Below are 22648 nucleotides of genomic sequence, written 5' to 3'. Positions count from 1 at the left end.
CATACGCATGACCGATTCGACCCGCTCGCTGCGCAACTGCCTTGCGCCCGCGAAACTCAACCTGTTCCTGCACATCACCGGCCGTCGACCGAACGGCTATCACGATCTGCAGAGCGTGTTCCAGCTGCTGAACTGGGGCGATACACTGCACTTCACGCTGCGCGACGACGGTCGCGTCGCACGCGTCACCGACGTGCCGGGCGTGCCCGAGGAGAGCGATCTCGTCGTGCGCGCAGCCAACCTGCTGAAAACGCACACGGGCACCGCGGCCGGCGTCGACATCGAGATCGACAAGCGCCTGCCGATGGGCGCGGGCCTTGGCGGCGGCAGCTCCGACGCGGCGACGACGCTGCTCGCGCTGAACCGCCTGTGGCAGCTCGATCTGCCGCGTGCGGAACTGCAGTCGCTCGCGGTGAAACTCGGCGCGGACGTCCCGTTTTTTGTTTTTGGAAAAAATGCGTTCGCAGAGGGTATCGGAGAAGAATTAGCTGAGGTAGAATTGCCGACTCGCTGGTTCTTGGTTGTGACGCCACGCGTTCATGTCCCAACCGCTGAAATTTTTTCAGACGAGTTGTTGACAAGAGATACGAAGCGCGTCACAATTACGGACTTTCTTGCACAGCAAAACAGCGATGCGGGATGGCCAGACAGTTTCGGCCGGAACGACATGCAGCAAGTTGTGACAAGTAAGTACGCGGAAGTTGCGCAGGTGGTCAAATGGTTGTATGATGTGACCCCCGCGAGGATGACCGGCTCCGGAGCAAGCGTGTTTGCAGCGTTTCATAGCAGGCACGAGGCAGAAGCGGCGAAAGCCAAGCTGCCCACCGGTTGGAACGGTGCAGTTGCCGAGAGTCTGAACGAGCATCCGCTCTTCGCTTTCGCGTCATGAAGTTTTGCTTTATCGGATGGCCTACAAGTCCGGTAAAGTTATCAGTTGAGTGTAGGGGAGTCGCCAAGTTGGTCAAGGCACCGGATTTTGATTCCGGCATGCGAGGGTTCGAGTCCTTCCTCCCCTGCCAAAAATTTTCCCGCATTTCCCGCCTAAGCCTGAAGCAGGTGCACGATGAGCAGCCACAGCCATGATGGCTTGATGGTCTTTACTGGCAACGCGAATCCCGCGCTCGCCCAGGAAGTCGTCAATATCCTTGGAATCCCCCTCGGCAAAGCAATGGTCAGCCGTTTCTCCGACGGCGAGATCCAGGTCGAGATCCAGGAAAACGTGCGCGGCAAGGACGTCTTCGTCCTGCAATCCACGTGCGCGCCGACGAACGACAACCTGATGGAACTGATGATCATGGTCGACGCGCTCAAGCGTGCGTCCGCCGGTCGGATCACCGCCGCCATCCCCTACTTCGGCTATGCCCGCCAGGACCGTCGCCCGCGCTCGGCGCGCGTCGCGATCTCGGCGAAGGTCATCGCGAACATGCTGGAAATCGCCGGCGTCGAGCGGATCATCACGATGGATCTGCACGCCGACCAGATTCAAGGCTTCTTCGACATCCCGGTCGACAACATCTACGCAACGCCGATCCTGCTGGGCGACCTGCGCAAGCAGAACTACTCGGATCTGCTCGTCGTGTCGCCGGACGTTGGCGGCGTGGTCCGTGCCCGGGCACTCGCGAAGCAGCTCAACTGCGATCTCGCAATCATCGACAAGCGTCGTCCGAAGGCGAACGTCGCCGAAGTGATGAACATCATCGGTGAAGTCGAAGGCCGCACCTGCGTGATCATGGACGACATGGTCGATACGGCCGGCACGCTCTGCAAGGCAGCGCAAGTGCTGAAGGATCGCGGTGCGAAGCAGGTGTTCGCGTACGCGACGCACCCGGTTCTGTCGGGTGGCGCCGCCGAGCGTATCGCCGCATCGGCACTCGACGAGCTGGTCGTCACCGATACGATCCCGCTGTCGGCCGAATCGCTCGGCTGCTCGAAGATCCGCTCGCTGACGAGCGCGAGCCTGCTGGCCGAAACGTTCTCGCGGATTCGCCGCGGCGACTCGGTGATGTCGCTGTTCGCGGAATCCTGATCGCGGAACGACACGACAAAGTATGCGCGGAAAGCGAAGCGGCAACGCTTCGCTTTTTGCACAATCGGACGGGATAGACGAAACCCCGTCCGTTTCATCGGGGGCCGCCATTTCGCCGGCCCCGTTTTACTGCCTGGTCGCGGGCAGCTAATGGAGAATCACATGAAAGTCGTCGCTTTCGAGCGCCAAGAGCAAGGTACGGGTGCGAGCCGCCGCCTGCGCAACGCCGGTAAGACCACGGGTATCGTCTACGGTGGCGAAGCAGCCCCGCAAAAGATCGAACTCGATCACAACGCGCTGTGGCACGCGCTGAAGAAGGAAGCCTTCCACTCGTCAATCCTCGACCTCGAAGTGGCTGGCCAGTCGCAACAGGTTCTGCTGCGCGACGTGCAATACCACCCGTTCAAGCAACTCGTGCTGCACGTGGACTTCCAGCGCGTCGACGCGAAGAAGAAGCTGCACACGAAGGTGCCGCTGCACTTCCTGAACGCTGAAGTCAGCCCGGCAGTGAAGCTGTCGAGCGCCATCGTCTCGCACGTCGCGACGGAAATCGAAGTCGAGTGCCTGCCGTCGGCTCTGCCGGAATTCCTCGAAGTCGATCTGTCGAAGATCGAAGCAGGTCAGTCGCTGCACGCGAAGGACATCGCACTGCCGAAGGGCGTGACGCTGGTCGCGCACGTCGACGCGGAAAACCCGGTTGTCGCCTCGGCGACGGTCCCGGCTGGCGCCGTGTCGGACGCAGCAGGCGAAGGCGAAACGCCGGCTGCCTAAGCGGCCGCCTACGCGCCCGTTCGATCCGTTTCAAGAAACGGTCGACGCAACCCGCCGCGGCTTGCCCGGCGGGTTTTTCTTTTTCTGCGCCCAGGCGGGCGCTGCCGCCTACGAAACGTCATGATCAAACTGATCGTCGGCCTCGGCAATCCCGGGGCGGAATATACTGCGACGCGCCACAACGCCGGCTTCTGGCTGATCGACCAGCTCGCCCGCGAAGCCGGCGCGACGCTGCGCGACGAGCGCCGCTTCCATGGCTTCTACGCGAAAGCGCGCCTGCACGGCGAGGAAGTCCACCTGCTCCAGCCGCAAACCTACATGAACCGCTCCGGCCAGTCGGTCGTCGCGCTCGCGAGTTTCTTCAAGATCCTGCCCGACCAGATCCTCGTCGCACACGACGAACTCGATCTGCCGCCCGGCACGGTGAAGCTGAAGCTCGGCGGCGGCAGCGGCGGTCACAACGGCCTGAAGGACATCACCGCGCATCTGTCATCGCAGCAGTACTGGCGCCTGCGCATCGGCATCGGCCATCCGCGCGACCTGATCCCGGAAGGCGCGCGCGCCGGCGCAAAGCCCGACGTCGCGAACTTCGTGCTGAAGCCGCCGCGCCGCGAGGAGCAGGACGTGATCGACGCATCGATCGAGCGCGCGCTCGCCGTGATGCCGATGGTCGTCAAAGGCGAACTCGACCGCGCGACGATGCAACTGCATCGCAACTGACTCCCACCGCACCGGCATGGTGCGACGTGCCGTCCGGCTGCGCCGGGCGGTATCTCCGTCGTGCGCAATCGCGCACCGCAGCGTCCACATGCGGTAATCTGATCGTTTTTGCCCGTCAGGAGCCAAGCGGTGAGCCGTTACTGGAGCGACGTCGTTGAGCAACTCGTGCCTTACGTGCCGGGCGAACAGCCCGCGCTCGCACACCCCGTCAAGCTGAACACCAACGAGAATCCCTATCCGCCTTCGCCGCGCGTCGTCGCGGCGATCGCACGCGAACTCGGCGACACCGGCGACACGCTGCGCCGCTATCCCGACCCGCTCGCGCGCGCACTGCGCGAGACGGTCGCGGCCCATCATCGCATCAAGCCCGAGCAGGTCTTCGCCGGCAACGGCTCCGACGAAGTGCTGGCGCATGCGTTCCAGGCACTGCTCAAGCATGACCGGCCGCTGCGCTTTCCCGACATCTCGTACAGCTTCTACCCGACCTACGCGCGCCTGTACGGTGTAGAGACTACGGTCGTGCCGCTCGCGGACGATTTTTCGATCCGTGTCGAAGACTATCTCGACGATGCGGGTGGCGTGCTGTTTCCGAATCCGAACGCGCCGACCGGGCGCGCGCTGCCGCTCGCGGACATCGAACGGATCGCGGCCGCAAACCCGTCGTCGGTCGTGCTGATCGACGAGGCGTACGTCGATTTCGGCGCGCAATCCGCGATCACGCTGATCGACCGCCATCCGAACCTGCTCGTCGTGCACACGACGTCGAAGGCGCGCTCGCTCGCGGGCATGCGCGTCGGCTTCGCGTTCGGCGATGCCGCGTTGATCGACGCACTGAATCGTGTGAAGGACAGCTTCAATTCCTATCCGCTCGACCGGCTCGCGCAGGTCGCCGCGCAGGCGGCATACGAAGACACCGACTACTTCGGTGCGACCTGCCGACGCGTGATCGACAGCCGTGTGCGGCTCACGCACGCGCTGGAGGCACTCGGTTTCGACGTCGTGCCGTCGGCCGCGAATTTCGTGTTCGCGCGCCATCCCGCGCACGATGCGGGCACGATCGCGGCAAAGCTGAAGGATCGGGAAATTTTCGTACGGCACTTCCGGGCGCCACGCATCGACCAGCATTTGCGCATCACCATCGGCACCGACGCCGAGTGCGACATGCTCGTCGCGGCATTGCGCGACCTGATCGGCTGAAGCGAAGGGAGAAGTGGAACCGGCGCCAGGCGGCGCCGGCCAAGCAATTCGCGACGCGCGCGCGTCACTGCGCGTCGTTGCTTTTCGCGGCAGTCAACGCGTGATACTTCGCCATCAACTGCGCATGTGATTCGTCGTGCTGCGGATCGCGCGGAATGCACTCGACCGGACACACCTGCTGGCACTGCGGTTCGTCGAAATGGCCGACGCATTCGGTGCACTTGTTGGGGTCGATCACGTAGATATCCGGGCCCATCGAAATCGCGCCGTTCGGGCACTCTGGCTCGCACACGTCGCAATTGATGCACTCGTCGGTAATCATCAAAGACATACTGATCTCACTTCTTCAGGCCGGCGGCCGGCTTCGCGATGAAACCGGCCGGCGCCGCGTCACGCGGCCGGGCCTCCCATCGCGGCGACTTTCTCGGTCAGCCACTTCTCCACGGACGGAAACACGAACTTGCTGACATCGCCGCCCAACTGCGCGATTTCGCGCACGATCGTCCCCGAGATGAACTGATACTGATCGGACGGCGTCATGAACATCGTCTCGACGTCGGGCAGCAGATAGCGGTTCATCCCCGCCATCTGGAACTCATATTCGAAATCGGACACGGCACGCAGGCCGCGCACGATCACGCGCGCGTTGTTGGTGCGGACGAAGTCCTTCAACAGGCCCTTGAACCCCATCACCTTCACGTTCGGATAATGGCCGAGCACCTCGTTCGCAATCTTCAGACGTTCTTCCAGCGAGAAAAACGGCTTCTTCGCGCGGCTGTCGGCAACACCGACCACCAGCGTATCAAAAATGCTCGACGCACGCCGCACGAGGTCTTCGTGCCCGCGCGTCAGCGGATCGAACGTACCGGGATACACGGCGACTACCATGTCGCTCCTCCTGTCATCACGCAAACGGGGTGGCAGCCGTGCGACGCGCACGCCACTGCCGAGATGGGCATGCGTCGCCTTTGCGGTGCGCCGCCTCGTATGGAACGCGCATTATTCATCATTTTCGCGCCGCAGCAAATGATAGTGAACCGCACCCGCCTTGCCGTGCTTCACCACCTGCCAACCGGCCAGCGCTTCGTGCGCGGCCGGGTCGAGCTCCGCGCCCGTCTCGACGTACAGCGCGCCATCCGGCGCGACGAGCGGCGCCGCCAGCGCAATCGAGCGATCGAGCACGGCCGGCTCACCGAACGGCGGATCGAGGAACACGACGTCGAACGCGCCCGGGGTCAGCCCGGCAGCGAGCCGCAGCGCGTCGGCTTCCGCGACCTCGACCGAGCGTGCACCGAGCTTGTCCTTGATCGCGCGCAGCTGCTGCGCCGCGCGCGGGTGGCGCTCGACCATCACGACGCTCGTCGCGCCGCGCGACGCAGCCTCGAATCCGAGCGCGCCGGTGCCCGCGAACAGGTCGAGGCAGCGCCGGCCTTCGAGATCCTGGCCGAGCCAGTTGAACAGCGTCTCGCGCACGCGATCGGGCGTCGGCCGCAGGCCGTCGAGATCGAGCACGGCGAGCGGCGTGCGCTTCCAGTCACCGCCGATGATGCGGATCGTGTGCGGCTTGCCGCGACCAGGGGGGGCCGTCGGGCGGCCGGAAGAGGAACGGGACATACGGAATATCGACGACGGGGGGACCGGGTGCGCGGGAGGGCGCACCGCCAAACAGGCGCACGTTACCACAGCGGCGGCACCGGCTGACGCGAGTGGGCCGCCGCACTGATAAAATGCAGGGTTTCGGCCGCCGTGCGCACGCATGACGGCCCCTCCGGCGCTCCGCCCTGGCGGCGCCCCGCCCTCTTCCCGACGTCAGACCATGTTCAGCTTCTTCAAACGGTTCAAGAAAACGCAGGAGCCCGACTCCGCGGAATCGCAATCGATCGATGCGCCGCAACCGGACGAACCGTCCGACTCGCCCGCCGCCGACGCGCGCCAGGCGATCGAAGCGCCGCCAGCGCCCGCGCAACCGCAGCCGGCCGCGCCGGCTGTCGTGATGACGGTCACGCCGACCAACGACGGCAGCGACGAAGTCGTCGAAGCGGTCGAGATCGTGCCGCCGCCGACGCAGGACGCCTCCGCGAAGAAATCGTGGCTCGCGCGCCTGAAGTCGGGCCTCGCGAAGACGGGCTCGAGCATTACCGGCGTGTTCGTCAACACGAAGATCGACGAGGACTTGTACGAAGAGCTCGAAGCCGCGCTGCTGATGGCCGACGCCGGCGTCGATGCGACCGAGTACCTGCTCGGCGCGCTGCGCGAGAAGGTGCGCGCGGGTCGGCTGACCGATCCGCAGCAGGTGAAGGGCGCGCTGCACGACCTGCTCGTCGAACTGCTGAAACCGCTCGAGAAATCGCTGATGCTCGGCCGCGCGCAGCCGCTCGTGATGATGATCACGGGCGTGAACGGCGCAGGCAAGACCACCAGCATCGGCAAGCTCGCGAAGCACCTGCAGAGCTTCGACCAGTCGGTGCTGCTGGCCGCGGGCGACACGTTCCGCGCAGCCGCGCGCGAACAACTGGCGGTCTGGGGTGAGCGCAACAACGTGACGGTCGTCCAGCAGGAAAGCGGCGACCCGGCCGCGGTGATCTTCGACGCGGTCAGCGCCGCGCGCGCGCGCAGGATCGACGTGATGATGGCCGACACGGCCGGCCGCCTGCCGACGCAGCTGCACCTGATGGAAGAGCTGAAGAAGGTGAAGCGCGTGATCTCGAAGGCACACGATGGCGCGCCGCACGAGGTGCTGCTCGTGATCGACGCGAACACGGGCCAGAACGCGCTCACGCAGGTGAAGGCATTCGACGATGCGCTCGGCCTCACAGGCCTGATCGTCACGAAGCTCGACGGCACCGCGAAGGGCGGCATTCTCGCCGCAATCGCACGGCAGCGCCCGGTGCCCGTCTACTTCATCGGCGTCGGCGAGAAGGTCGAGGATCTGCAGCCGTTCAGCGCAGTGGAATTCGCGGACGCGCTGCTCGGCTGAACGTCGCCGGCCCGCACCGCACGGGGCGCCTTCGGGCGCCCTTTTTTGATGCGCGTCCGGAAGCCGTCAGCCGGTGGCTGACAGCCGCGCGACGTCATTCGGCGTCGGGCTGCACGCCGGGCTCGGCGGCCTTGAACGCGTCGAGCGTCGACGCATGATCGGCGATCCGCTGGATCGTCGGAAAGCGCGTCGTGTCGATCGAGAAACGGTTCGCGTTGAACACCTGCGGCACGATGCAGATATCGGCGAGCGTCGGCGTGTCGCCGAAGCACAGCTTGCCGGTGCGCGGATCGTTCGCGAGGCGCGTCTCGAGCGATGCGAAACCCGCCTCGATCCAGTGCCGGTACCAGTCGTTCTTCGCTTCCTCCGACACCTTCAGCGTGTGCTTCAGGTACTTGAGCACGCGCAGGTTGTTCAGCGGATGGATCTCGCACGCCACCTGCAGCGCGATCGCCCGCACATACGCGCGGTCGACCGGCTGCGTCGGCAACAGCGCCGGTTCGGGATGCGTTTCCTCGAGATATTCGATGATCGCGAGCGACTGCTGCAGCGTGGCATCGCCGTCGATCAGCGTCGGCACGACCGCATCCGGATTCACCGCGCGGTAGGCGTCCTTCAATTGCTCGCCGCCGTCGCGCAGCATGTGCACGGGAACCGTGTCGTACGGCAGCTGCTTCAGGTTCAGGGCGATCCGCACGCGGTACGACGCGGAACTGCGGAAATAGCTGTAGAGCTTCATGGGATGTCTCTCTGGAATTCGTATTCGGCCGGCGACGGCGTCCGCGGCGCACGCGGCACCGCCGGGAACCCGAGTTTAGCGCGCCGCGCCGCGTCGGCGCGCGCAGCCGCGCCCGTGCGATACTCGGGGCATTCCTTACCGCTCACCGCGCGGCCCGATGCCAGCCGCCCGCCCCACGCCCCGATGACCGCTTCCCTCGACCCCGCAGCCTCGCCGTTCCCTTGCGCCCGCTTCATCAAGGAAATCGGCCGCGGCCCGCACGGCGCACGCGCGCTGTCCGCCGAAGACACGTTCGAGCTTTATCGCGCGATGCTCGACGCGCGCGTGTCGGACCTCGAACTCGGCGCGATCCTGATCGCCTATCGTCTGAAGGGTGAAAGCGCCGACGAACTGGCCGCGATGCTCGCCGCCGCGCAGGCGTCGTTCGAACCCGTGCACGTGCAGGACGCCGCGTTCCGCCCGGTGTCGATCCCGAGCTACAACGGCGCGCGCAAGCAGCCGAACCTGGTGCCGCTGCTCGCACTGCTGCTCGCGCGCGAAGGCGTGCCGGTGCTCGTGCACGGTGTCGAGCGCGATCCGGGCCGCGTGACGAGCGCGGAGATCTTCTCGGCGCTGTCGATCCCGCCATCGACGTCGCACGACGCGATCGAGGACATGCTCGCGGAACGCCGCGTCGCGTTCGCGCCCATCGCCGCGCTGGCGCCGCGCATCGCGCGTCTGCTGTCGCTGCGCGGCGTGCTCGGCGTGCGCAACTCGACGCACACGCTCGTGAAGATCCTGCAGCCGTTCGCGCCGGCCGGGTTGCGGCTCGTCAACTACACGCATCCGCCGTACCGCGACAGCCTCGCGCAACTGTTCCGCGATCATCCGGACGCCGCACTCGGCGGCGCGCTGCTCGCGCGCGGCACGGAAGGCGAAGCGGTGGCCGACACGCGGCGTCAGGTGCAGGTCGACTGGCTGCACGACGGCGTATGCGACACGATGATCGAGCCCGAGCGCTCGTCGAGCGACGCGCCGCCCGTCGCGCTGCCCGAATCGCGCGACGCGGCAACCACGGCCGCGTGGACGGACGCCGTGTTGCGCGGCGAAATTCCGGTACCCGACGCGCTTGCGCGGCAGGTCGAGACGATCGTACGAATCGCCCGGCTCGCACCGTGACCGGCATCCCGGGCCGGCACGCCGCCGCACCGGCCTTTCAACCGACCATTTGACACGCGCACGCATCCTGGCATAGAGTTGTCGCCATGCGTTCCTTTCCGAACACCCTCCGAATTACCTCCGGCCGCCTAGCGCGGTCGCTATCGCTACGACTAGCCTAAGGCTGTCTTAGCGCCGTGTGCTGTCCGCACGGTCCCTCCCTGCAGTTCCTCGCAGCACCCTTCTCGCAGTTTTTACAACCCGAAGTCGTCAGCATTCGTCCGTCCATCCGTCGGCCGATTCGCGAAGATCATCCGCATCCGCAGCGCGTTTGCCGCGCCACGGTGCGAGGCAGCGCCACCCGTCGCCCATGCCGCCCGTCTTCGCTCGCGACTTGAGACCCGAGGTCCAGAAGATGAAGCGCAACCCGCAAGACAAGTACCGTCCGTTCGAGCCCGTCCGCATCAATGGCCGCCGCTGGCCGACCCGCACCATCGAGCGTGCGCCGGTCTGGATGAGCACCGACCTGCGCGACGGCAACCAGTCGCTGATCGAGCCGATGAGCATCGAACAGAAGCTGGAATTCTTCGACATGCTGGTCGCGATCGGTTTCAAGGAGATCGAAGTCGGTTTTCCGTCGGCGTCGCAAACCGACTTCGATTTCGTCCGCAAGCTGATCGACGACAAGCGCATTCCCGACGATGTGACGATCGAAGTGCTCGTGCAGTCGCGCGAAGACCTGATCGCGCGCACCTTCGATGCGCTCGAAGGCGTGCCGCGCGCGATCGTGCACCTGTACAACGCGATCTGCCCGTCGTTCCGGCGCATCGTGTTCGGGATGTCGAAGGACGACGTGAAGGCGCTCGCGGTCGAGGGCACGCGACTCATCAAGGAACACGCGGCGGCCCGCCCCGACACGCACTGGACCTACCAGTACTCGCCGGAAACCTTCAGCATGACCGAGCTGACGTTCGCGCGCGAAGTGTGCGACGCGGTCGCGCAGGCGTGGCGGCCGACCCGCGATCACAAGATGATCGTCAACCTGCCGGCGACCGTCGAAGCCGCGAGCCCGAACGTGTTCGCCGACCAGATCGAGTGGATGGACCGCAACCTCGCGTATCGCGACAGCATCGTGCTGTCCGTGCATCCGCACAACGATCGCGGCACCGCGGTCGCGGCCGCGGAACTCGCGCTGCTCGCGGGCGCCGACCGCATCGAAGGCTGCCTGTTCGGCAACGGCGAGCGCACCGGCAACGTCGATCTCGTCACGCTCGCGCTGAACCTCTATACGCAGGGCATCGATCCGGGCCTCGATTTTTCCGACATCGACGCGGTGCGCCGCGTAGTCGAGCGCTGCAACCAGATTCCGGTGCATCCGCGTCATCCGTACGCGGGCGACCTCGTGTTCACCGCGTTCTCGGGCTCGCACCAGGATGCGATCCGCAAGGGCTTTGCGCAGCAGCGCCCCGACGCGGTGTGGGAAGTGCCGTATCTGCCGATCGACCCCGCCGACCTCGGTCGCAGCTATGACGCGGTCATTCGCGTGAACAGCCAGTCCGGCAAGGGCGGCGCGACGTTCCTGCTCGAACGCGGGATGGGCTTCACGCCGACGCGGCGCGTGCAGATCGAATTCAGCCACGCGGTGCAGACGCTCGCCGACACGTCCGGCGAGGAAGTGACCGGCGACGCGATCTGCGCGCTGTTCGCCCGCGAATTCTTCGAGACCGACGGCCCGGCCGCGCGCCACGGCGACGCCGCACGCTGGCAGAACCGCGACATCGCGGGCGCGCCGCCGGCCGGCGCGACACCCGAAAACGTCGTGCAACGCACGGCCGCGGCCTTCGCGACGGCGGCCGGCGCGACGATCGACGTCGCCTCGTGCGAACACGCGCGCACGACGGACGGACGAATTGCGGTATCGGTCGGCTGCCGGGTCGGCGATGCACCGCTGCGGCATGGCGTCGGCGTGCACGCCGATGCGGCAAGCGCCGCGCTCGACGCGGTCGTCAGCGCGATCAACCGCTCGGCCTGGCAGTGCGCCGACCGCCGTGCGGCAGCCTGATCGGCAGATTTTCGTTTCAGGGTTCGAACGTCAGCGAGCGGTGCGTGACCGCCCGTGCGCCGCGCAATCCGCGTCGCACGGGCAATGAAAAGCGGCCCAGAAGGCCGCCTCGGTCGGGACACGAAAAGGAGCGCCACGCGCGCTCATGTCTCGGTCGCGCACCGCGTCGCCTGCCACGCCAGCAGGCGCCACTGCCCCTGCTCATGGGTATGGACGGCGGTATAGGCGATCGGAAACACCAGCCCGCCGTTGTTCGTTTCCATCTCGATCAGTGCGCGCCCGGTGACGACGCAGGTTGCGTCGCCGACGGGCAGCAGGTCCTGCGACTGGATTTCGATCTGACGATAGCGGCGGCGGCCGGCGACGATGGCGTCGATGAACTGCTGCTTGGTTTCGCGTTTGCCGTTGGTGTGCACGAAGAACACCTTGTCCGACAATTGCGCCTCGAGCGCCTCGCCGTCCCCGTCGACCATCGCCCGGAACCGATCGCGCTCGAGCGCGCGAATCGCATCGACCACCTTCGCCATCGCCTGACTCCTCGGCAACGCGCCCGCCGTGCGCGGGCGTGCGGATCAGAAGTTGTACTGCACGTAGAACTGGTGGAAATTTATACCAGGATTCGGCTCTTTGATACCCGCGTTAGACACATGTTGAAAACGGTAGCCGAGCTGATACTGTTGCCGTTCTCCGAACTGCGCGCCGACGCCGACGACGTCCACGAACTGGAACGACGTCGCCAGCGACAGTTTGTTGGAGATCGTCGGGGACGTCAGGAAGCGGATGCCGGCGCCGGCCTCGATGAACGGCCGCACCTGGCCCGCGCTCTTGATGAAGCGGAACATCGGCGTCGCACCGAATTCGCCGATGCTGCCGTGAACATTGCCTCCCGTGTGCCAGTAGCCGGCGTGGCCTTCCATCACGAACGCGAAGTGCCAGCCGCCGATTTCCCACCAGTTCCAGCCCGGATCCCACACGACGCCGAGATCGGCCTTGTCGATCCCGTGGCGATCGGAAAATCCGCCGCCCGCCTGGATTCCCCATCGATCCGCGAACGCGGCACCCGATCCGCCCAGCAGCGACGCCGCCAGCAGCGCATGCAGCGCAAGCCGACTACGGGGCCGGCAATTCTTCTTATTGTTCATCAGACACTCCAACTTCGTGGGTTGAATGGAGCCTTGCCGCAGCGGCCGGGCCCGAGCGAACTGAATGGTATGGTAAAGGACTTTTCGAATCGGCATCACGAAGCGAAATTGTTTGCTTCCAAAACTACAAAAATCGAAACCGTCTACTGATTACTATCAGAAACAACAACTTACGGAACTTCCACCGGCCAGTCCGGTCGCAAATTAGACTATCGACTCGACAAGTTCGATAGAGAACCGGGAACTTGGATGCCCGCACCCCCTCTAAGTAATTAGCACTCGGATTACGGGAGTGCTAAGATGGGCCCCGGAATCTCATCCGAGACCAGGGGTTTGTCCCTGATTCCAAAGGAGTTTTTAGTGAGCCACGCCCTGACCCTTCCGAACACCCTGAGCCCGACGCCGGCCAAGGCCGAATCGGCAGGCTCGCTGGCGCTCGCGACTCAATCGATGTTGTCGGGCCAGCTCGGCAACATCGACGCGTACATCCAGGCCGTCAACCGGATCCCGCTCCTGACCGCCGAAGAGGAACGCCAGTACGCGACCGAATTCCGCGAAGACAACAACCTCGACTCGGCACGCCGCCTCGTGCTGTCGCACCTGCGGCTCGTCGTGTCGATCGCGCGCAATTACCTCGGCTACGGCCTGCCGCACGGCGACCTGATCCAGGAAGGCAACATCGGCCTGATGAAGGCTGTGAAACGTTTCGACCCGGCGCAAAACGTGCGCCTGGTGTCGTATGCGATCCACTGGATCAAGGCCGAGATCCATGAGTACATCCTGCGCAACTGGCGGATGGTGAAGGTCGCGACGACGAAGGCCCAGCGCAAGCTGTTCTTCAACCTGCGCAGCCACAAGAAGAGCATGCAGGCGATGACGCCCGAGGAAATCGACGGCCTCGCGCAGGAGCTCAACGTCAAGCGCGAAGACGTGACCGAGATGGAGACGCGTCTGTCGGGCGGCGACATCGCGCTCGAGGGCCAAGTGGAAGACGGCGAGGAGTCGTACGCACCGATCGCCTATCTGGCCGATTCGCACAACGAGCCGACCGCCGTGCTCGCCGCGCGTCAGCGCGACATGCTGCAGACGGACGGCATCGCGCAGGCGCTCGAGGCACTCGACGCGCGCAGCCGCCGGATCATCGAGGCGCGCTGGCTGAACGTCGACGACGACGGCTCGGGCGGCTCGACGCTGCACGATCTCGCGGCCGAGTTCGGCGTATCGGCGGAACGCATCCGCCAGATCGAAGCGAGCGCCATGAAGAAGATGCGCACGGCACTCGCCGAATACGCGTAACTCCGCGATTTAGAGCGCTTTACCCAAAACCGCTGCCCACCCGGCAGCGGTTTTTTTTCGTCTATGTTTTGGCCTCGATCACCCCGTATTAATCGACCTTATTGATCGGGTATCGAGCGAATTCCGCCCCCTTCCGCATAACCTTGATCTGCATCAAGTCTCGACACGTGCTTCGCGACGGTCTGCCGCAGCGCAACACTCGGCATCGGAAAGCCGGCATTTTAAAATTGGCATGTCGGCTTAAAAGGATTAAAACAGCTTAACTGCCGTCATAAATCCGACGTAGAGTCGCCCCAAAACCCACGTAAATCGATTCAGGATAATCGCCTTGATCTCGATCAATAAAGAGCCTGCGCCGCCTCCCCCGCAGGCCGCCGGCACGCTCGGCTGGCGCGCACGCATCGCCGCGTGGGCGCGCGGGCCGACCCTCATGCGCGACATCACGCTGGTGGTGATCGTCAAGCTGATCCTCCTGATGTCGCTCAAATACGCATTCTTCAATCATCCGCAGGCCAAGCACATGTCGCTGCCGCCTGCCGTCGTCGCCGAGAAGCTGCTCTCGGTGCCGGCGCCTGCATCTACCGAGGGAGACCACCATGATAAGTAGCGAAGTCGTCGATCTGTCGCGTCTGCAGTTCGGCATCACGGCGCTCTACCACTTCCTGTTCGTGCCGCTGACGCTCGGCCTGTCCTGGCTGCTCGTCATCATGGAAGCCGTCTACGTGATGACCGGCAAACAGGTCTATAAGGACATGACCCAGTTCTGGGGCAAGTTGTTCGGGATCAACTTCGCGATGGGCGTGACGACCGGCATCACGCTCGAATTCCAGTTCGGCACGAACTGGTCGTACTACTCGCACTACGTCGGCGACATCTTCGGCGTGCCGCTCGCGGTCGAAGGCCTGATGGCGTTCTTCCTCGAATCGACGTTCGTCGGCCTGTTCTTCTTCGGCTGGAACCGCCTGTCGAAGGTCAAGCACCTGCTGGTCACGTTCCTCGTCGCGCTGGGTTCGAACCTGTCCGCGCTCTGGATCCTCGTCGCGAACGGCTGGATGAACAATCCGGTCGGCGCCGAGTTCAACTATCAGACGATGCGCATGGAGCTGACGAACCTGTTCGACGTGCTGTTCAACCCGGTCGCCCAGGTGAAGTTCGTGCACACCGTGTCGGCCGGCTACGTGACGGCCGCGATGTTCGTGCTCGGCATCTCGTCGTGGTATCTGCTGAAGAAGCGCGACACCGACTTCGCGCTGCGCTCGTTCGCGGTCGCGGCAGGCTTCGGTCTCGCGTCGACGCTCTGCGTGATCGTGCTCGGCGACGAATCGGGCTACACGACCGGCGAAGTGCAGAAGATGAAGCTCGCCGCGATCGAATCGGAATGGGAAACCCAGCCGGCACCCGCATCGTTCACGCTGATCGGCATCCCGAACCAGAAGGAAGAGCGCACCGACTACGCGATCAAGATCCCGTACGCGCTCGGCCTGATCGCGACACGCTCGATCGACGAACCGGTGATCGGCCTGCGCGAGCTCGCGAAGCACAGCGAGGAACACATCCAGAGCGGGATGGTCGCGTACGGCGCCTTGCAGAAGATCAAGGAAGGCGACAAGAGCGACGCGACCCGCGCGCTGTTCGATCAGCACAAGCAGTATCTCGGCTACGGGCTGATGCTCAAGCAGTTCACGCCGAACGTGGTCGATGCGACGCCGGAGCAGATCAAGGCCGCCGCGAAGAAGACAATCCCGCCGGTCGCGCCCGTGTTCTTCTCGTTCCGGATCATGGTGTTCCTCGGCTTCCTGTTCCTCGCGACCTTCGTCGCCGCGTTCTGGTTCTGCGCGCGCCGGCAGTTGCTGCAGGACAACCGTCGCTGGTTCCTGCGCTATGCAGTGTGGGCGATCCCGCTGCCGTGGCTCGCCGCGGAATTCGGCTGGGTCGTCGCCGAGCTCGGCCGCCAGCCGTGGACGATCGCGGGCATCCTGCCGACGCATCTGTCCGCGTCCAGCCTGACGTCGACGGACCTGTACCTGAGCCTCGCCGGTTTCATCGCGTTCTACACGGCACTGTTCGTCATCGAGATCAAGCTGATGTTCAAGTACGCGCGTCTCGGCCCGTCCTCGCTGCATACCGGCCGCTATCACCACGAGCTGGCGGCCGCCGGCGAGCACGCGTCGGCCTGAGCGCGCACCTGAAACCGAACAAGGAATCGCTATGGACTATGCAACTCTCAAGCTGATCTGGTGGCTGCTCGTCGGCGTGCTGCTGATCGGCTTCGCCGTCACCGACGGCTTCGACATGGGCGCGACCGCGCTGCTGCCGTTCCTCGGCAAGACCGACGAGGAACGCCGCATCATCGTCAACACGGTCGGCGCGACGTGGGAAGGCAACCAGGTGTGGCTGATCACGGCCGGCGGCGCGATGTTCGCCGCCTGGCCGCTCGTCTATGCCGCGTCGTTCTCCGGCTTCTACTTCGCGATGCTGCTCGTGCTGTTCGCGCTGTTCTTCCGGCCGGTCGGATTCGACTATCGCAGCAAGCGGCCCGACCCGCGCTGGCGCGCCGGCTGGGACTGGGGCCTGTTCGTCGGCGGCTTCGTGCCGGCGCTGGTGTTCGGCGTCGCGTTCGGCAACCTGCTGCAGGGCGTGCCGTTCAAGTTCGACAGCGACCTGCGCGTGACCTACTACGGCGGCTTCTGGGCGTTGCTGAACCCGTTCGCGCTGCTCTGCGGGCTCGTCAGCCTCACGATGCTCGTCGCGCACGGCGCCGCGTTCATCAAGATGAAGACCGACGGCGTGATCGCACGCCGCGCGTCGATCGCGCTGCGCGTGTCGGCGCTCCTCGCGGTCGTGCTGTTCGTGCTGGCCGGCGTGCTGATCGCGTCGACCATCGGCGGCTTCCACATCACGCACGCCGCGCCGACCGATACGGTCGCGAACCCGCTGCTCAAGGACGTCGCCGCCGGCTCGGGCCTGTGGCTCGCGAATTACGGCGAGTATCCGTGGATGATCGCGGCACCCGTCGTCGGGATCGCGGGCGGCCTGCTCGCGCTGCTGCTCGCCGGCTCGAAGCAGGAAAAGACGGCGTTCTTCTGCACCGGCCTGATGATCACCGGCGTGATCCTGACCGCGGGCTTCTCGATGTTCCCGTTCATCATGCCGTCGTCGCTCGACCCGCGCAGCAGCCTGACCGTGTGGGACTCGACGTCGAGCCACATGACGCTGCAGGTGATGCTGTTCGCGGTGATCGTGTTCCTGCCGATCGTCCTGCTCTACACGAGCTGGGTGTACCGCGTGATGCGCGGCAAGGTCACGCATCAGTCGCTCGAAGAGAACAAGCACTCGATGTATTGAACCCGGCCGGGGCGCGCACGCGCCCCTGCCCACCGTTTCGCAAGGAGTCGGATCATGTAGTATTTCAGCTGGATTCTCGGTATCGGCGTCGCGCTGTCGTTCGGCATCGTCAACGCGATGTGGCTCGAAGCGCGGCAGAAGCCGCAGGAAGCGCCGGTGCGCGCACGCCGCGGCTGATCGCACGCGGGAAGGCGGCTCGCACCGCCCCTCCCGTCCGGAACGAACCTCGCGTCACGCGAGGTTTTTTTTCGTCCGTACCATCGGCGGCCCCGCGATTCCCCGATGCCAATTTAGCGCCAGATTGATACCACTTGAATACCAATCAAAGGTTTCATAAGATCATTGGACACGGCCGCCGACAGGCCGAATCCATCTGGTGGGGGAGACATGCGAATCCCGTGTCCGGCGCGCGCCCGCGCGCCGAGTTGCCATGCGTATGCGGCAGCGGCCGCCGTTGCGATCGTGCGCGGCCGGTCGAACCCACTCCGCCGCGATCGCATCGTTGCCGCGGCGATTGCCGTGCGCCGCCAATGAGCACGCATCCGCCACCCCGCGGATCCGATCGGCACGGGTGCCCGCCTCCCGTTCCGTAACGCACGCCCCCGCGTGCCGAATGCGCGCGGTGCGGCCGCATCGCCCCGTGCGCGGGTATCTCCCGCAGCTCCATTGAAAGACCCGATCGCGGCGACGTCGCCCCCAACGACGCCGCCACGCCCACTTTTTTCTCAGGAGTTCGAATGAAGCAGACCTTGCCATCCTTCGTTGCCGCCCTGTTGATCGCGGCGCTGCCGCCTGTCGCGATCGGCGCGCAGCCGACGCCGACCGCCGCCGTCGCGGCTGCCGGCATCGCACAACCGGCCGCGCAAGCGGCCAGTCTCGCGACGCTTCTGTCGAACGGCCTCGCGCTGCGCGTCGCCGTTGACAACAACCACGCGGCCGCGGCCGGCGTGCCGTGCGCCGATCTCGGCGCCGACGGCGCGGCCTGCGCGACCGGCCGCCTGATCCTGCAGAACCGCGGCCACCAGACGATCGCCGACGGCGGCTGGAAGCTGTACCTGCACAGCATCCGGCGGCTGCTGCGGATCGATCGTCCGGGCTTCGCGCTGCGGCGGCTCACCGGCGACCTGTACGAGCTGACGCCGCAGCCGGGCTCGGTGCGGCTCGCGCCCGGCGAACGCATCGAACTGCCGTTCGTCGCCGAATACTGGCTGCTGCGCTACAGCGACGTGATTCCGCGCCCGTATGTCGTTGTCGACGGCGCACCGCCCGCCGTGCTCCGCTACAACGACACCGACGACGAGCTCCGCTATGTCGAATCGCTGCCGGCCGACGCGCAAAACAATTCGACCGGCAACGCGCCGCCCGTGGCGGCACGCCCCGACGCGAGCCGCGCCCTGCCGAGCGTGAAACGCGACCAGCCGCTGCCCGGCACGCTCGACCTGCGCGGCGTCGAGCTCGCGCTGCCGGACCTGCCGGATGGGCAAATCGCGGCGCTGCGCGAACGTGCGACGACACTCGGGCTCGACGGCGCGCGCGTGCCGGTCCGTGGTGCCGTCGCACCGCGCCGGCTGCCGGCCGACATTGCGGTGCCGGGCGGCTACCGGCTCGCGATCGGGCCGCGCGGCGTGCTGATCGAAGGCTACGATCGCGCGGGCCTCTACTACGGCGTGCAGACGCTCTACTCGCTCGCGCCCGCCGGCGGTGGCCCGATCCCGGCGATGCTCGTCGAGGATGCACCGCGCTTCACGCATCGCGGGATGCACGTCGACCTCGCGCGCAACTTCAAGCACCCGGCGACGCTGCGCCGCCTGATCGACCAGATGAGCGCGTACAAGCTCAACCGCCTGCACCTGCATCTGTCCGACGACGAAGGCTGGCGCATCGAGATTCCCGGCCTGCCGGAGCTGACCGATATCGGTTCGCGCCGCTGTCACGACCCGAGCGAGACGCGCTGCCTGCTGCCGCAACTCGGCTCGGGCCCCGACAACCGCTCGGGCGGCGGCTACCTGACGCGCGACGACTACGTGGCGCTCGTGCGCTACGCGGCTGCCCGCTTCGTCAGAATCATCCCCGAGATCGACATGCCCGCGCATGCGCGCGCGGCCGTCGTGACGATGGAGGCACGCTACCGGCGGCTGCACGCGGCCGGCCGCGAGCAGGAAGCGAACGCGTACCGGCTGCTCGATCCGCAGGACACGACGAACCTGACGACGGTGCAGTTCTACGATCGGCGCAGCGACCTGAATCCGTGCGTGCCGGGCGCGCTCAATTTCGCGTCGAAGGTGATCCGCGAGATCGCGGCGATGCATGCGGACGCGCAAGCGCCGCTGCACACCTGGCACTACGGCGGCGACGAGGCGAAGAACATCTTCCTCGGCGGGGGCTTCCAGCCGCTGAACGGCACCGACCCGAACAAGGGGCGCATCGATGTCGCCGCGCAGGACAAGCCGTGGGCGCGTTCGCCCGCGTGCACGGCGCTGCTCCAGCGCGGCGAGATCAAGTCGATCGACGAGCTGCCGACGCGTTTCGCGAAACAGGTGAGCGCGGCGGTCGACGCGAACGGGATCGACACGATGGCCGCGTGGCAGGACGGCATCAAGCATGCGAACGGGCCGCAGGACTTCAGCACGCGCCACGTGATGGTGTCGCTGTGGGACACGATCTTCTGGGGCGCGTCGGACAGCGCACGCGACCTGAGCGGCAAGGGTTACCTGACGGTGCTCGCGCTGCCCGACTACCTGTACTTCGACTTCCCGTACACGCTCAACCCGCGCGAGCGCGGCTATTACTGGGGCTCACACGCGACGGACGAGTACAAGGTGTTCTCGTTCGCGCCCGAGAACCTGCCGCAGAACGCCGAAGTGATGGGCGATCGTGACGGCAACGCGTTCGAGGTGACGGGCACCGGCCCCGCGCCGCGCATCGAAGGCATGCAGGGGCAGGCGTGGGGCGAGGTGATGCGCAACGACACGTTCCTCGAATACATGGCCTATCCGCGGCTGCTCGCGCTCGCCGAACGCGCGTGGCACCGGGCCGACTGGGAGCTGCCGTATGCGGCCGGCGTGCGCTTCAAGCGCGGCGACACGCATCACGTCGACCTGGCCGCGCTGCAGCGCGACTGGGCCGGCTTCGCGACGCTGCTCACGCAGCGCGAATTGCCGAAGCTCGACCGGGCCGGCATCGGCTACCGGAAGCCGACCTTCACGCTGACGAACCCGTGAACGATTGAGCGGTTGCAGATCCGCGCAAGCGGTGCGCGATGCGGACGATTGCATCGCGCCCACGCCCCGCCAAAGCAAAACGGCTTGCGACGTATCGCAAGCCGTTTTCGTTTTACCGACCGGCGGCCCGAACCCGCCACGCGGATCGGGCCCACCTCATCGCATCGTGCCGGATCAGGCCGGTTGCGGCGCCGCCCCGCCGCCCGTCGACGTCAGGCGCGCGCCGAGCTGTTCCGCGTAGCGTGCCGCCGCGTTGCCGCAGACGATGTGGAACGTGTCCGGCGACACCCATGCGACGTCGAGCGCGCCGAGTCGATCGCGATCGACCGCCGATGCGTCACGCACGACGACGCGCAGGCGCGTGGTCGCGATCGCGTCGAGCGAAGCGACGTTGGTCGCCCCGCCGAACACCGCGAGCCAGCGCAGCGGATCGGGATCGAGCGGACCGGCGGCCGCGCCCGTGACCGGCTGAGCCGCAGCGGCCGTGGCCGTGGTCGTCACGGCGGCGCCGGTCGCGCCGCTGCCGATCGCCGAGCGCATCTCGTCGGCAATGATGTCGGCCTCGGGCCCGATGATCACCTGCACGCTGTTGCCGCCGCGCTTGAGCACGCCGCGCGCGCCGATCGACTTCAGTTCCGGCTCCGACACCTTCTCCGGATCGACGACGGTCAGGCGCAGGCGCGTCGTGCATGCGTCGACGACCGTCAGGTTGCCTGCACCGCCGAGCGCGGCGATGTAGCGCTGCGCACGCGGTGCTGCCGCGGCGGCGCCGGCCGCCGGCGCGACGAAGCCGCCCGATGCGTACGACTCGGCCGCCGCATCGGCCGAGGCCGGCTCGCGGCCCGGCGTCGCCATGTTGAACTTGCGGATGAAGAAGCGGAACAGTCCGTAATACGCGACGCCGTATGCGATACCGAGCGGCACCGCGATCCAGCCCTTCGTCGACAGCCCGTAGTTCAGCACGTAGTCGATCGCGCCGGCCGAGAACGTGAAGCCGAGCTTCACGCCGAGGATCTGGCAGACCGCGAGCGACAGCCCCGTGAGCACCGCGTGGATCACGTACAGCACCGGTGCGAGGAACATGAAGCTGAATTCGATCGGCTCGGTCACCCCGGTCAGGAACGACGTGAGCGCCATCGAGAACAGCAGGCCGCCGACCATCGCGCGGCGCTCCTTCGGCGCTTCATGCAGCATCGCGAGACACGCGGCCGGCAGGCCGAACATCATGATCGGGAAGAAGCCGGCCATGAAGGTGCCCGCGGTCGGATCGCCCGCGAAGAAGCGGTGCAGGTCGCCGTGCACGAGCTCGCCGCCGGCCGGCGGCGTGAAGTTGCCGAACACGAACCACGCGAGCGAGTTGATGATGTGGTGCAGGCCCGTGACGAGCAACAGGCGGTTCAGGAAGCCGAACACGAACGCACCGATCGCGCCCGCCGTCGTCAGCCACTGGCCGGCCGCGTCGATCGCATGCTGGATCGGCTGCCACACGTACCCGAACGCGATGCCGAGCACCACGCACACCAACCCCGTGATGATCGGCACGAACCGCTTGCCGCCGAAGAACGCGAGGTAGTCCGGCAGCTTGATGTCCTTGTAGCGGTTGTACAGCAAGCCCGCGACCACGCCCGCGATGATCCCGGACAGCACGCCCATGTTCAGCTTGGGATCGATATCCTTCATGATCGCGGTTTCGATCAGGTAACCGATCGCGCCCGCGAGCGCCGCCACGCCGTTGTTGTCCTTCGCGAAACCGACCGCCACGCCGATCGCGAACAGCAGCGGCAGGTTGTCGAAGATCGCGCCGCCGGCGTCGGCGATCATCTTGATGTTTAACACGTCCGGCTGTCCGAGCCGCAGCAGGATGCCGGCGACCGGCAACACCGCGATCGGCAGCATCAGCGCTCGACCCAGGCCCTGTATCTTCAGAAACGGATTCCCGTCCATTCAGTCCTCCAATCCATGTCTCGTCATTAATCGTCGTTGACCTAATTGCTTGCGTGGTGAAACGCTCGCGC

General features: G+C 65.9%; 21 protein-coding genes and 1 tRNA gene. 15 read left to right on the top strand and 7 right to left on the bottom strand.

Annotated elements, in window-relative coordinates; translation table 11 throughout:
* The first annotated feature begins 7 nt into the window (after nt 1–7).
* The 6 genes from ispE to hisC all read left to right on the top strand — a co-directional run bounded on the left by ispE (nt 8) and on the right by hisC (nt 4714).
* Nucleotides 8–889: a 4-(cytidine 5'-diphospho)-2-C-methyl-D-erythritol kinase gene (ispE, locus tag WS45_RS31640; protein ID WP_059703353.1), complete on the top strand. Its 882-nt coding sequence runs from the start codon at nt 8–10 to the stop codon at nt 887–889.
* Between the two features lie 53 nt (nt 890–942).
* Nucleotides 943–1019 (top strand) — tRNA-Gln (locus WS45_RS31635).
* 44 nt (nt 1020–1063) lie between these two features.
* A complete protein-coding gene (locus WS45_RS31630) occupies nt 1064–2026 on the top strand; it encodes a ribose-phosphate pyrophosphokinase (protein WP_059526106.1) in 963 nt (320 codons plus the stop codon).
* Between the two features lie 162 nt (nt 2027–2188).
* Nucleotides 2189–2797: a 50S ribosomal protein L25/general stress protein Ctc gene (locus tag WS45_RS31625; RefSeq protein ID WP_059526288.1), complete on the top strand. Its 609-nt coding sequence runs from the start codon at nt 2189–2191 to the stop codon at nt 2795–2797.
* A 120-nt stretch (nt 2798–2917) separates the two neighbouring features.
* On the top strand, nt 2918–3517 hold the full coding sequence (gene pth / locus WS45_RS31620) for an aminoacyl-tRNA hydrolase (RefSeq protein WP_059526108.1): 600 nt from the start codon (nt 2918–2920) through the stop codon (nt 3515–3517).
* Nucleotides 3518–3646: 129 nt separating this feature from the next.
* The gene (gene hisC, locus WS45_RS31615; RefSeq protein ID WP_059703351.1) at nt 3647–4714 is read left to right on the top strand and encodes a histidinol-phosphate transaminase; all 1068 of its coding nucleotides are present in this window, start codon (nt 3647–3649) and stop codon (nt 4712–4714) included.
* Between the two features lie 64 nt (nt 4715–4778).
* On the opposite strand, the gene WS45_RS31610 is transcribed toward hisC, so the two are convergent.
* From WS45_RS31610 to rsmD, 3 genes are all read right to left on the bottom strand, one after another.
* On the bottom strand, nt 4779–5045 hold the full coding sequence (locus WS45_RS31610) for a YfhL family 4Fe-4S dicluster ferredoxin (RefSeq protein ID WP_059703349.1): 267 nt from the start codon (nt 5043–5045) through the stop codon (nt 4779–4781).
* A 59-nt stretch (nt 5046–5104) separates the two neighbouring features.
* Nucleotides 5105–5602, bottom strand: coding sequence for a pantetheine-phosphate adenylyltransferase (gene coaD, locus WS45_RS31605; protein WP_006398238.1), 498 nt, complete (start codon nt 5600–5602; stop codon nt 5105–5107).
* Between the two features lie 111 nt (nt 5603–5713).
* The gene (gene rsmD / locus WS45_RS31600) at nt 5714–6328 is read right to left on the bottom strand and encodes a 16S rRNA (guanine(966)-N(2))-methyltransferase RsmD (RefSeq protein WP_059703347.1); all 615 of its coding nucleotides are present in this window, start codon (nt 6326–6328) and stop codon (nt 5714–5716) included.
* A gap of 202 nt (nt 6329–6530) precedes the next feature.
* Between rsmD and ftsY the strand changes: the two genes are divergently transcribed.
* On the top strand, nt 6531–7691 hold the full coding sequence (gene ftsY / locus WS45_RS31595; RefSeq protein WP_059526120.1) for a signal recognition particle-docking protein FtsY: 1161 nt from the start codon (nt 6531–6533) through the stop codon (nt 7689–7691).
* Nucleotides 7692–7785: 94 nt separating this feature from the next.
* Here ftsY and maiA read toward each other — a convergent pair whose 3' ends face one another.
* Entirely contained in the window at nt 7786–8430 is a 645-nt protein-coding gene (gene maiA / locus WS45_RS31590) for a maleylacetoacetate isomerase (RefSeq protein ID WP_059703345.1), read from the bottom strand.
* A 183-nt stretch (nt 8431–8613) separates the two neighbouring features.
* Between maiA and ybiB the strand changes: the two genes are divergently transcribed.
* Nucleotides 8614–9588, top strand: coding sequence for a DNA-binding protein YbiB (gene ybiB / locus WS45_RS31585; protein WP_059703343.1), 975 nt, complete (start codon nt 8614–8616; stop codon nt 9586–9588).
* 394 nt (nt 9589–9982) lie between these two features.
* Nucleotides 9983–11629 (top strand): 2-isopropylmalate synthase, encoded by a 1647-nt coding sequence (gene leuA, locus WS45_RS31580; protein ID WP_059703341.1) that lies wholly within the window; start codon nt 9983–9985, stop codon nt 11627–11629.
* A gap of 143 nt (nt 11630–11772) precedes the next feature.
* Here the strand turns inward: leuA and WS45_RS31575 are convergent, their stop codons facing one another.
* Both WS45_RS31575 and WS45_RS31570 read right to left on the bottom strand, forming a co-directional pair.
* Entirely contained in the window at nt 11773–12156 is a 384-nt protein-coding gene (locus tag WS45_RS31575) for a nuclear transport factor 2 family protein (RefSeq protein ID WP_059526129.1), read from the bottom strand.
* A 45-nt stretch (nt 12157–12201) separates the two neighbouring features.
* Nucleotides 12202–12771 carry an acyloxyacyl hydrolase gene (locus WS45_RS31570; RefSeq protein ID WP_059526132.1) on the bottom strand — a complete coding sequence of 190 codons (570 nt, stop codon included), beginning with the start codon at nt 12769–12771 and terminating at the stop codon, nt 12202–12204.
* 360 nt (nt 12772–13131) lie between these two features.
* Here WS45_RS31570 and rpoH point away from each other — a divergent pair, with 360 nt between their 5' ends.
* From rpoH to WS45_RS31545, 6 genes are all read left to right on the top strand, one after another.
* Nucleotides 13132–14067: an RNA polymerase sigma factor RpoH gene (gene rpoH / locus WS45_RS31565; protein ID WP_059691452.1), complete on the top strand. Its 936-nt coding sequence runs from the start codon at nt 13132–13134 to the stop codon at nt 14065–14067.
* 328 nt (nt 14068–14395) lie between these two features.
* A complete protein-coding gene (gene cydP / locus WS45_RS31560; protein ID WP_059526138.1) occupies nt 14396–14674 on the top strand; it encodes a cytochrome oxidase putative small subunit CydP in 279 nt (92 codons plus the stop codon).
* The gene (locus WS45_RS31555; protein ID WP_059691451.1) at nt 14664–16244 is read left to right on the top strand and encodes a cytochrome ubiquinol oxidase subunit I; all 1581 of its coding nucleotides are present in this window, start codon (nt 14664–14666) and stop codon (nt 16242–16244) included. The genes cydP and WS45_RS31555 overlap by 11 nt, the downstream gene beginning before the upstream one ends.
* A 31-nt stretch (nt 16245–16275) precedes the next feature.
* The gene (gene cydB, locus WS45_RS31550) at nt 16276–17412 is read left to right on the top strand and encodes a cytochrome d ubiquinol oxidase subunit II (RefSeq protein ID WP_059526145.1); all 1137 of its coding nucleotides are present in this window, start codon (nt 16276–16278) and stop codon (nt 17410–17412) included.
* Nucleotides 17413–17484: 72 nt separating this feature from the next.
* Entirely contained in the window at nt 17485–17589 is a 105-nt protein-coding gene (locus tag WS45_RS34520; protein WP_257140720.1) for a cytochrome bd oxidase small subunit, CydX/CbdX family, read from the top strand.
* Nucleotides 17590–18149: 560 nt separating this feature from the next.
* On the top strand, nt 18150–20633 hold the full coding sequence (locus WS45_RS31545) for a family 20 glycosylhydrolase (RefSeq protein WP_059703338.1): 2484 nt from the start codon (nt 18150–18152) through the stop codon (nt 20631–20633).
* A 174-nt stretch (nt 20634–20807) separates the two neighbouring features.
* Here WS45_RS31545 and nagE read toward each other — a convergent pair whose 3' ends face one another.
* The gene (gene nagE, locus WS45_RS31540; RefSeq protein WP_059703336.1) at nt 20808–22577 is read right to left on the bottom strand and encodes an N-acetylglucosamine-specific PTS transporter subunit IIBC; all 1770 of its coding nucleotides are present in this window, start codon (nt 22575–22577) and stop codon (nt 20808–20810) included.
* Between the last annotated feature and the right edge of the window lie 71 nt (nt 22578–22648).

Origin of the sequence: Burkholderia sp. RF2-non_BP3 (assembly GCF_001522185.1) — a bacterium.
GTDB classification, from domain to species: domain Bacteria; phylum Pseudomonadota; class Gammaproteobacteria; order Burkholderiales; family Burkholderiaceae; genus Burkholderia; species Burkholderia diffusa.
The sequence above is the reverse complement of the archived record's forward strand: the minus strand, read 5'-3'. Positions and strand labels throughout refer to the sequence as shown.

Excerpts from the sequence above, each read along its gene's own strand:
- ispE (WP_059703353.1), top strand. The coding sequence starts at position 8 with ATGACCGATTCGACCCGCTCGCTGCGCAACTGCCTTGCGCCCGCGAAA.
- WS45_RS31630 (WP_059526106.1), top strand. The coding sequence starts at position 1,064 with ATGAGCAGCCACAGCCATGATGGCTTGATGGTCTTTACTGGCAACGCG.
- WS45_RS31625 (WP_059526288.1), top strand. The coding sequence starts at position 2,189 with ATGAAAGTCGTCGCTTTCGAGCGCCAAGAGCAAGGTACGGGTGCGAGC.
- pth (WP_059526108.1), top strand. The coding sequence starts at position 2,918 with ATGATCAAACTGATCGTCGGCCTCGGCAATCCCGGGGCGGAATATACT.
- WS45_RS31610 (WP_059703349.1), bottom strand. The coding sequence starts at position 5,045 with ATGTCTTTGATGATTACCGACGAGTGCATCAATTGCGACGTGTGCGAG.
- coaD (WP_006398238.1), bottom strand. The coding sequence starts at position 5,602 with ATGGTAGTCGCCGTGTATCCCGGTACGTTCGATCCGCTGACGCGCGGG.
- rsmD (WP_059703347.1), bottom strand. The coding sequence starts at position 6,328 with ATGTCCCGTTCCTCTTCCGGCCGCCCGACGGCCCCCCCTGGTCGCGGC.
- ftsY (WP_059526120.1), top strand. The coding sequence starts at position 6,531 with ATGTTCAGCTTCTTCAAACGGTTCAAGAAAACGCAGGAGCCCGACTCC.
- maiA (WP_059703345.1), bottom strand. The coding sequence starts at position 8,430 with ATGAAGCTCTACAGCTATTTCCGCAGTTCCGCGTCGTACCGCGTGCGG.
- ybiB (WP_059703343.1), top strand. The coding sequence starts at position 8,614 with ATGACCGCTTCCCTCGACCCCGCAGCCTCGCCGTTCCCTTGCGCCCGC.
- leuA (WP_059703341.1), top strand. The coding sequence starts at position 9,983 with ATGAAGCGCAACCCGCAAGACAAGTACCGTCCGTTCGAGCCCGTCCGC.
- WS45_RS31575 (WP_059526129.1), bottom strand. The coding sequence starts at position 12,156 with ATGGCGAAGGTGGTCGATGCGATTCGCGCGCTCGAGCGCGATCGGTTC.
- WS45_RS31570 (WP_059526132.1), bottom strand. The coding sequence starts at position 12,771 with ATGAACAATAAGAAGAATTGCCGGCCCCGTAGTCGGCTTGCGCTGCAT.
- WS45_RS31555 (WP_059691451.1), top strand. The coding sequence starts at position 14,664 with ATGATAAGTAGCGAAGTCGTCGATCTGTCGCGTCTGCAGTTCGGCATC.
- cydB (WP_059526145.1), top strand. The coding sequence starts at position 16,276 with ATGGACTATGCAACTCTCAAGCTGATCTGGTGGCTGCTCGTCGGCGTG.
- WS45_RS31545 (WP_059703338.1), top strand. The coding sequence starts at position 18,150 with ATGAAGCAGACCTTGCCATCCTTCGTTGCCGCCCTGTTGATCGCGGCG.
- nagE (WP_059703336.1), bottom strand. The coding sequence starts at position 22,577 with ATGGACGGGAATCCGTTTCTGAAGATACAGGGCCTGGGTCGAGCGCTG.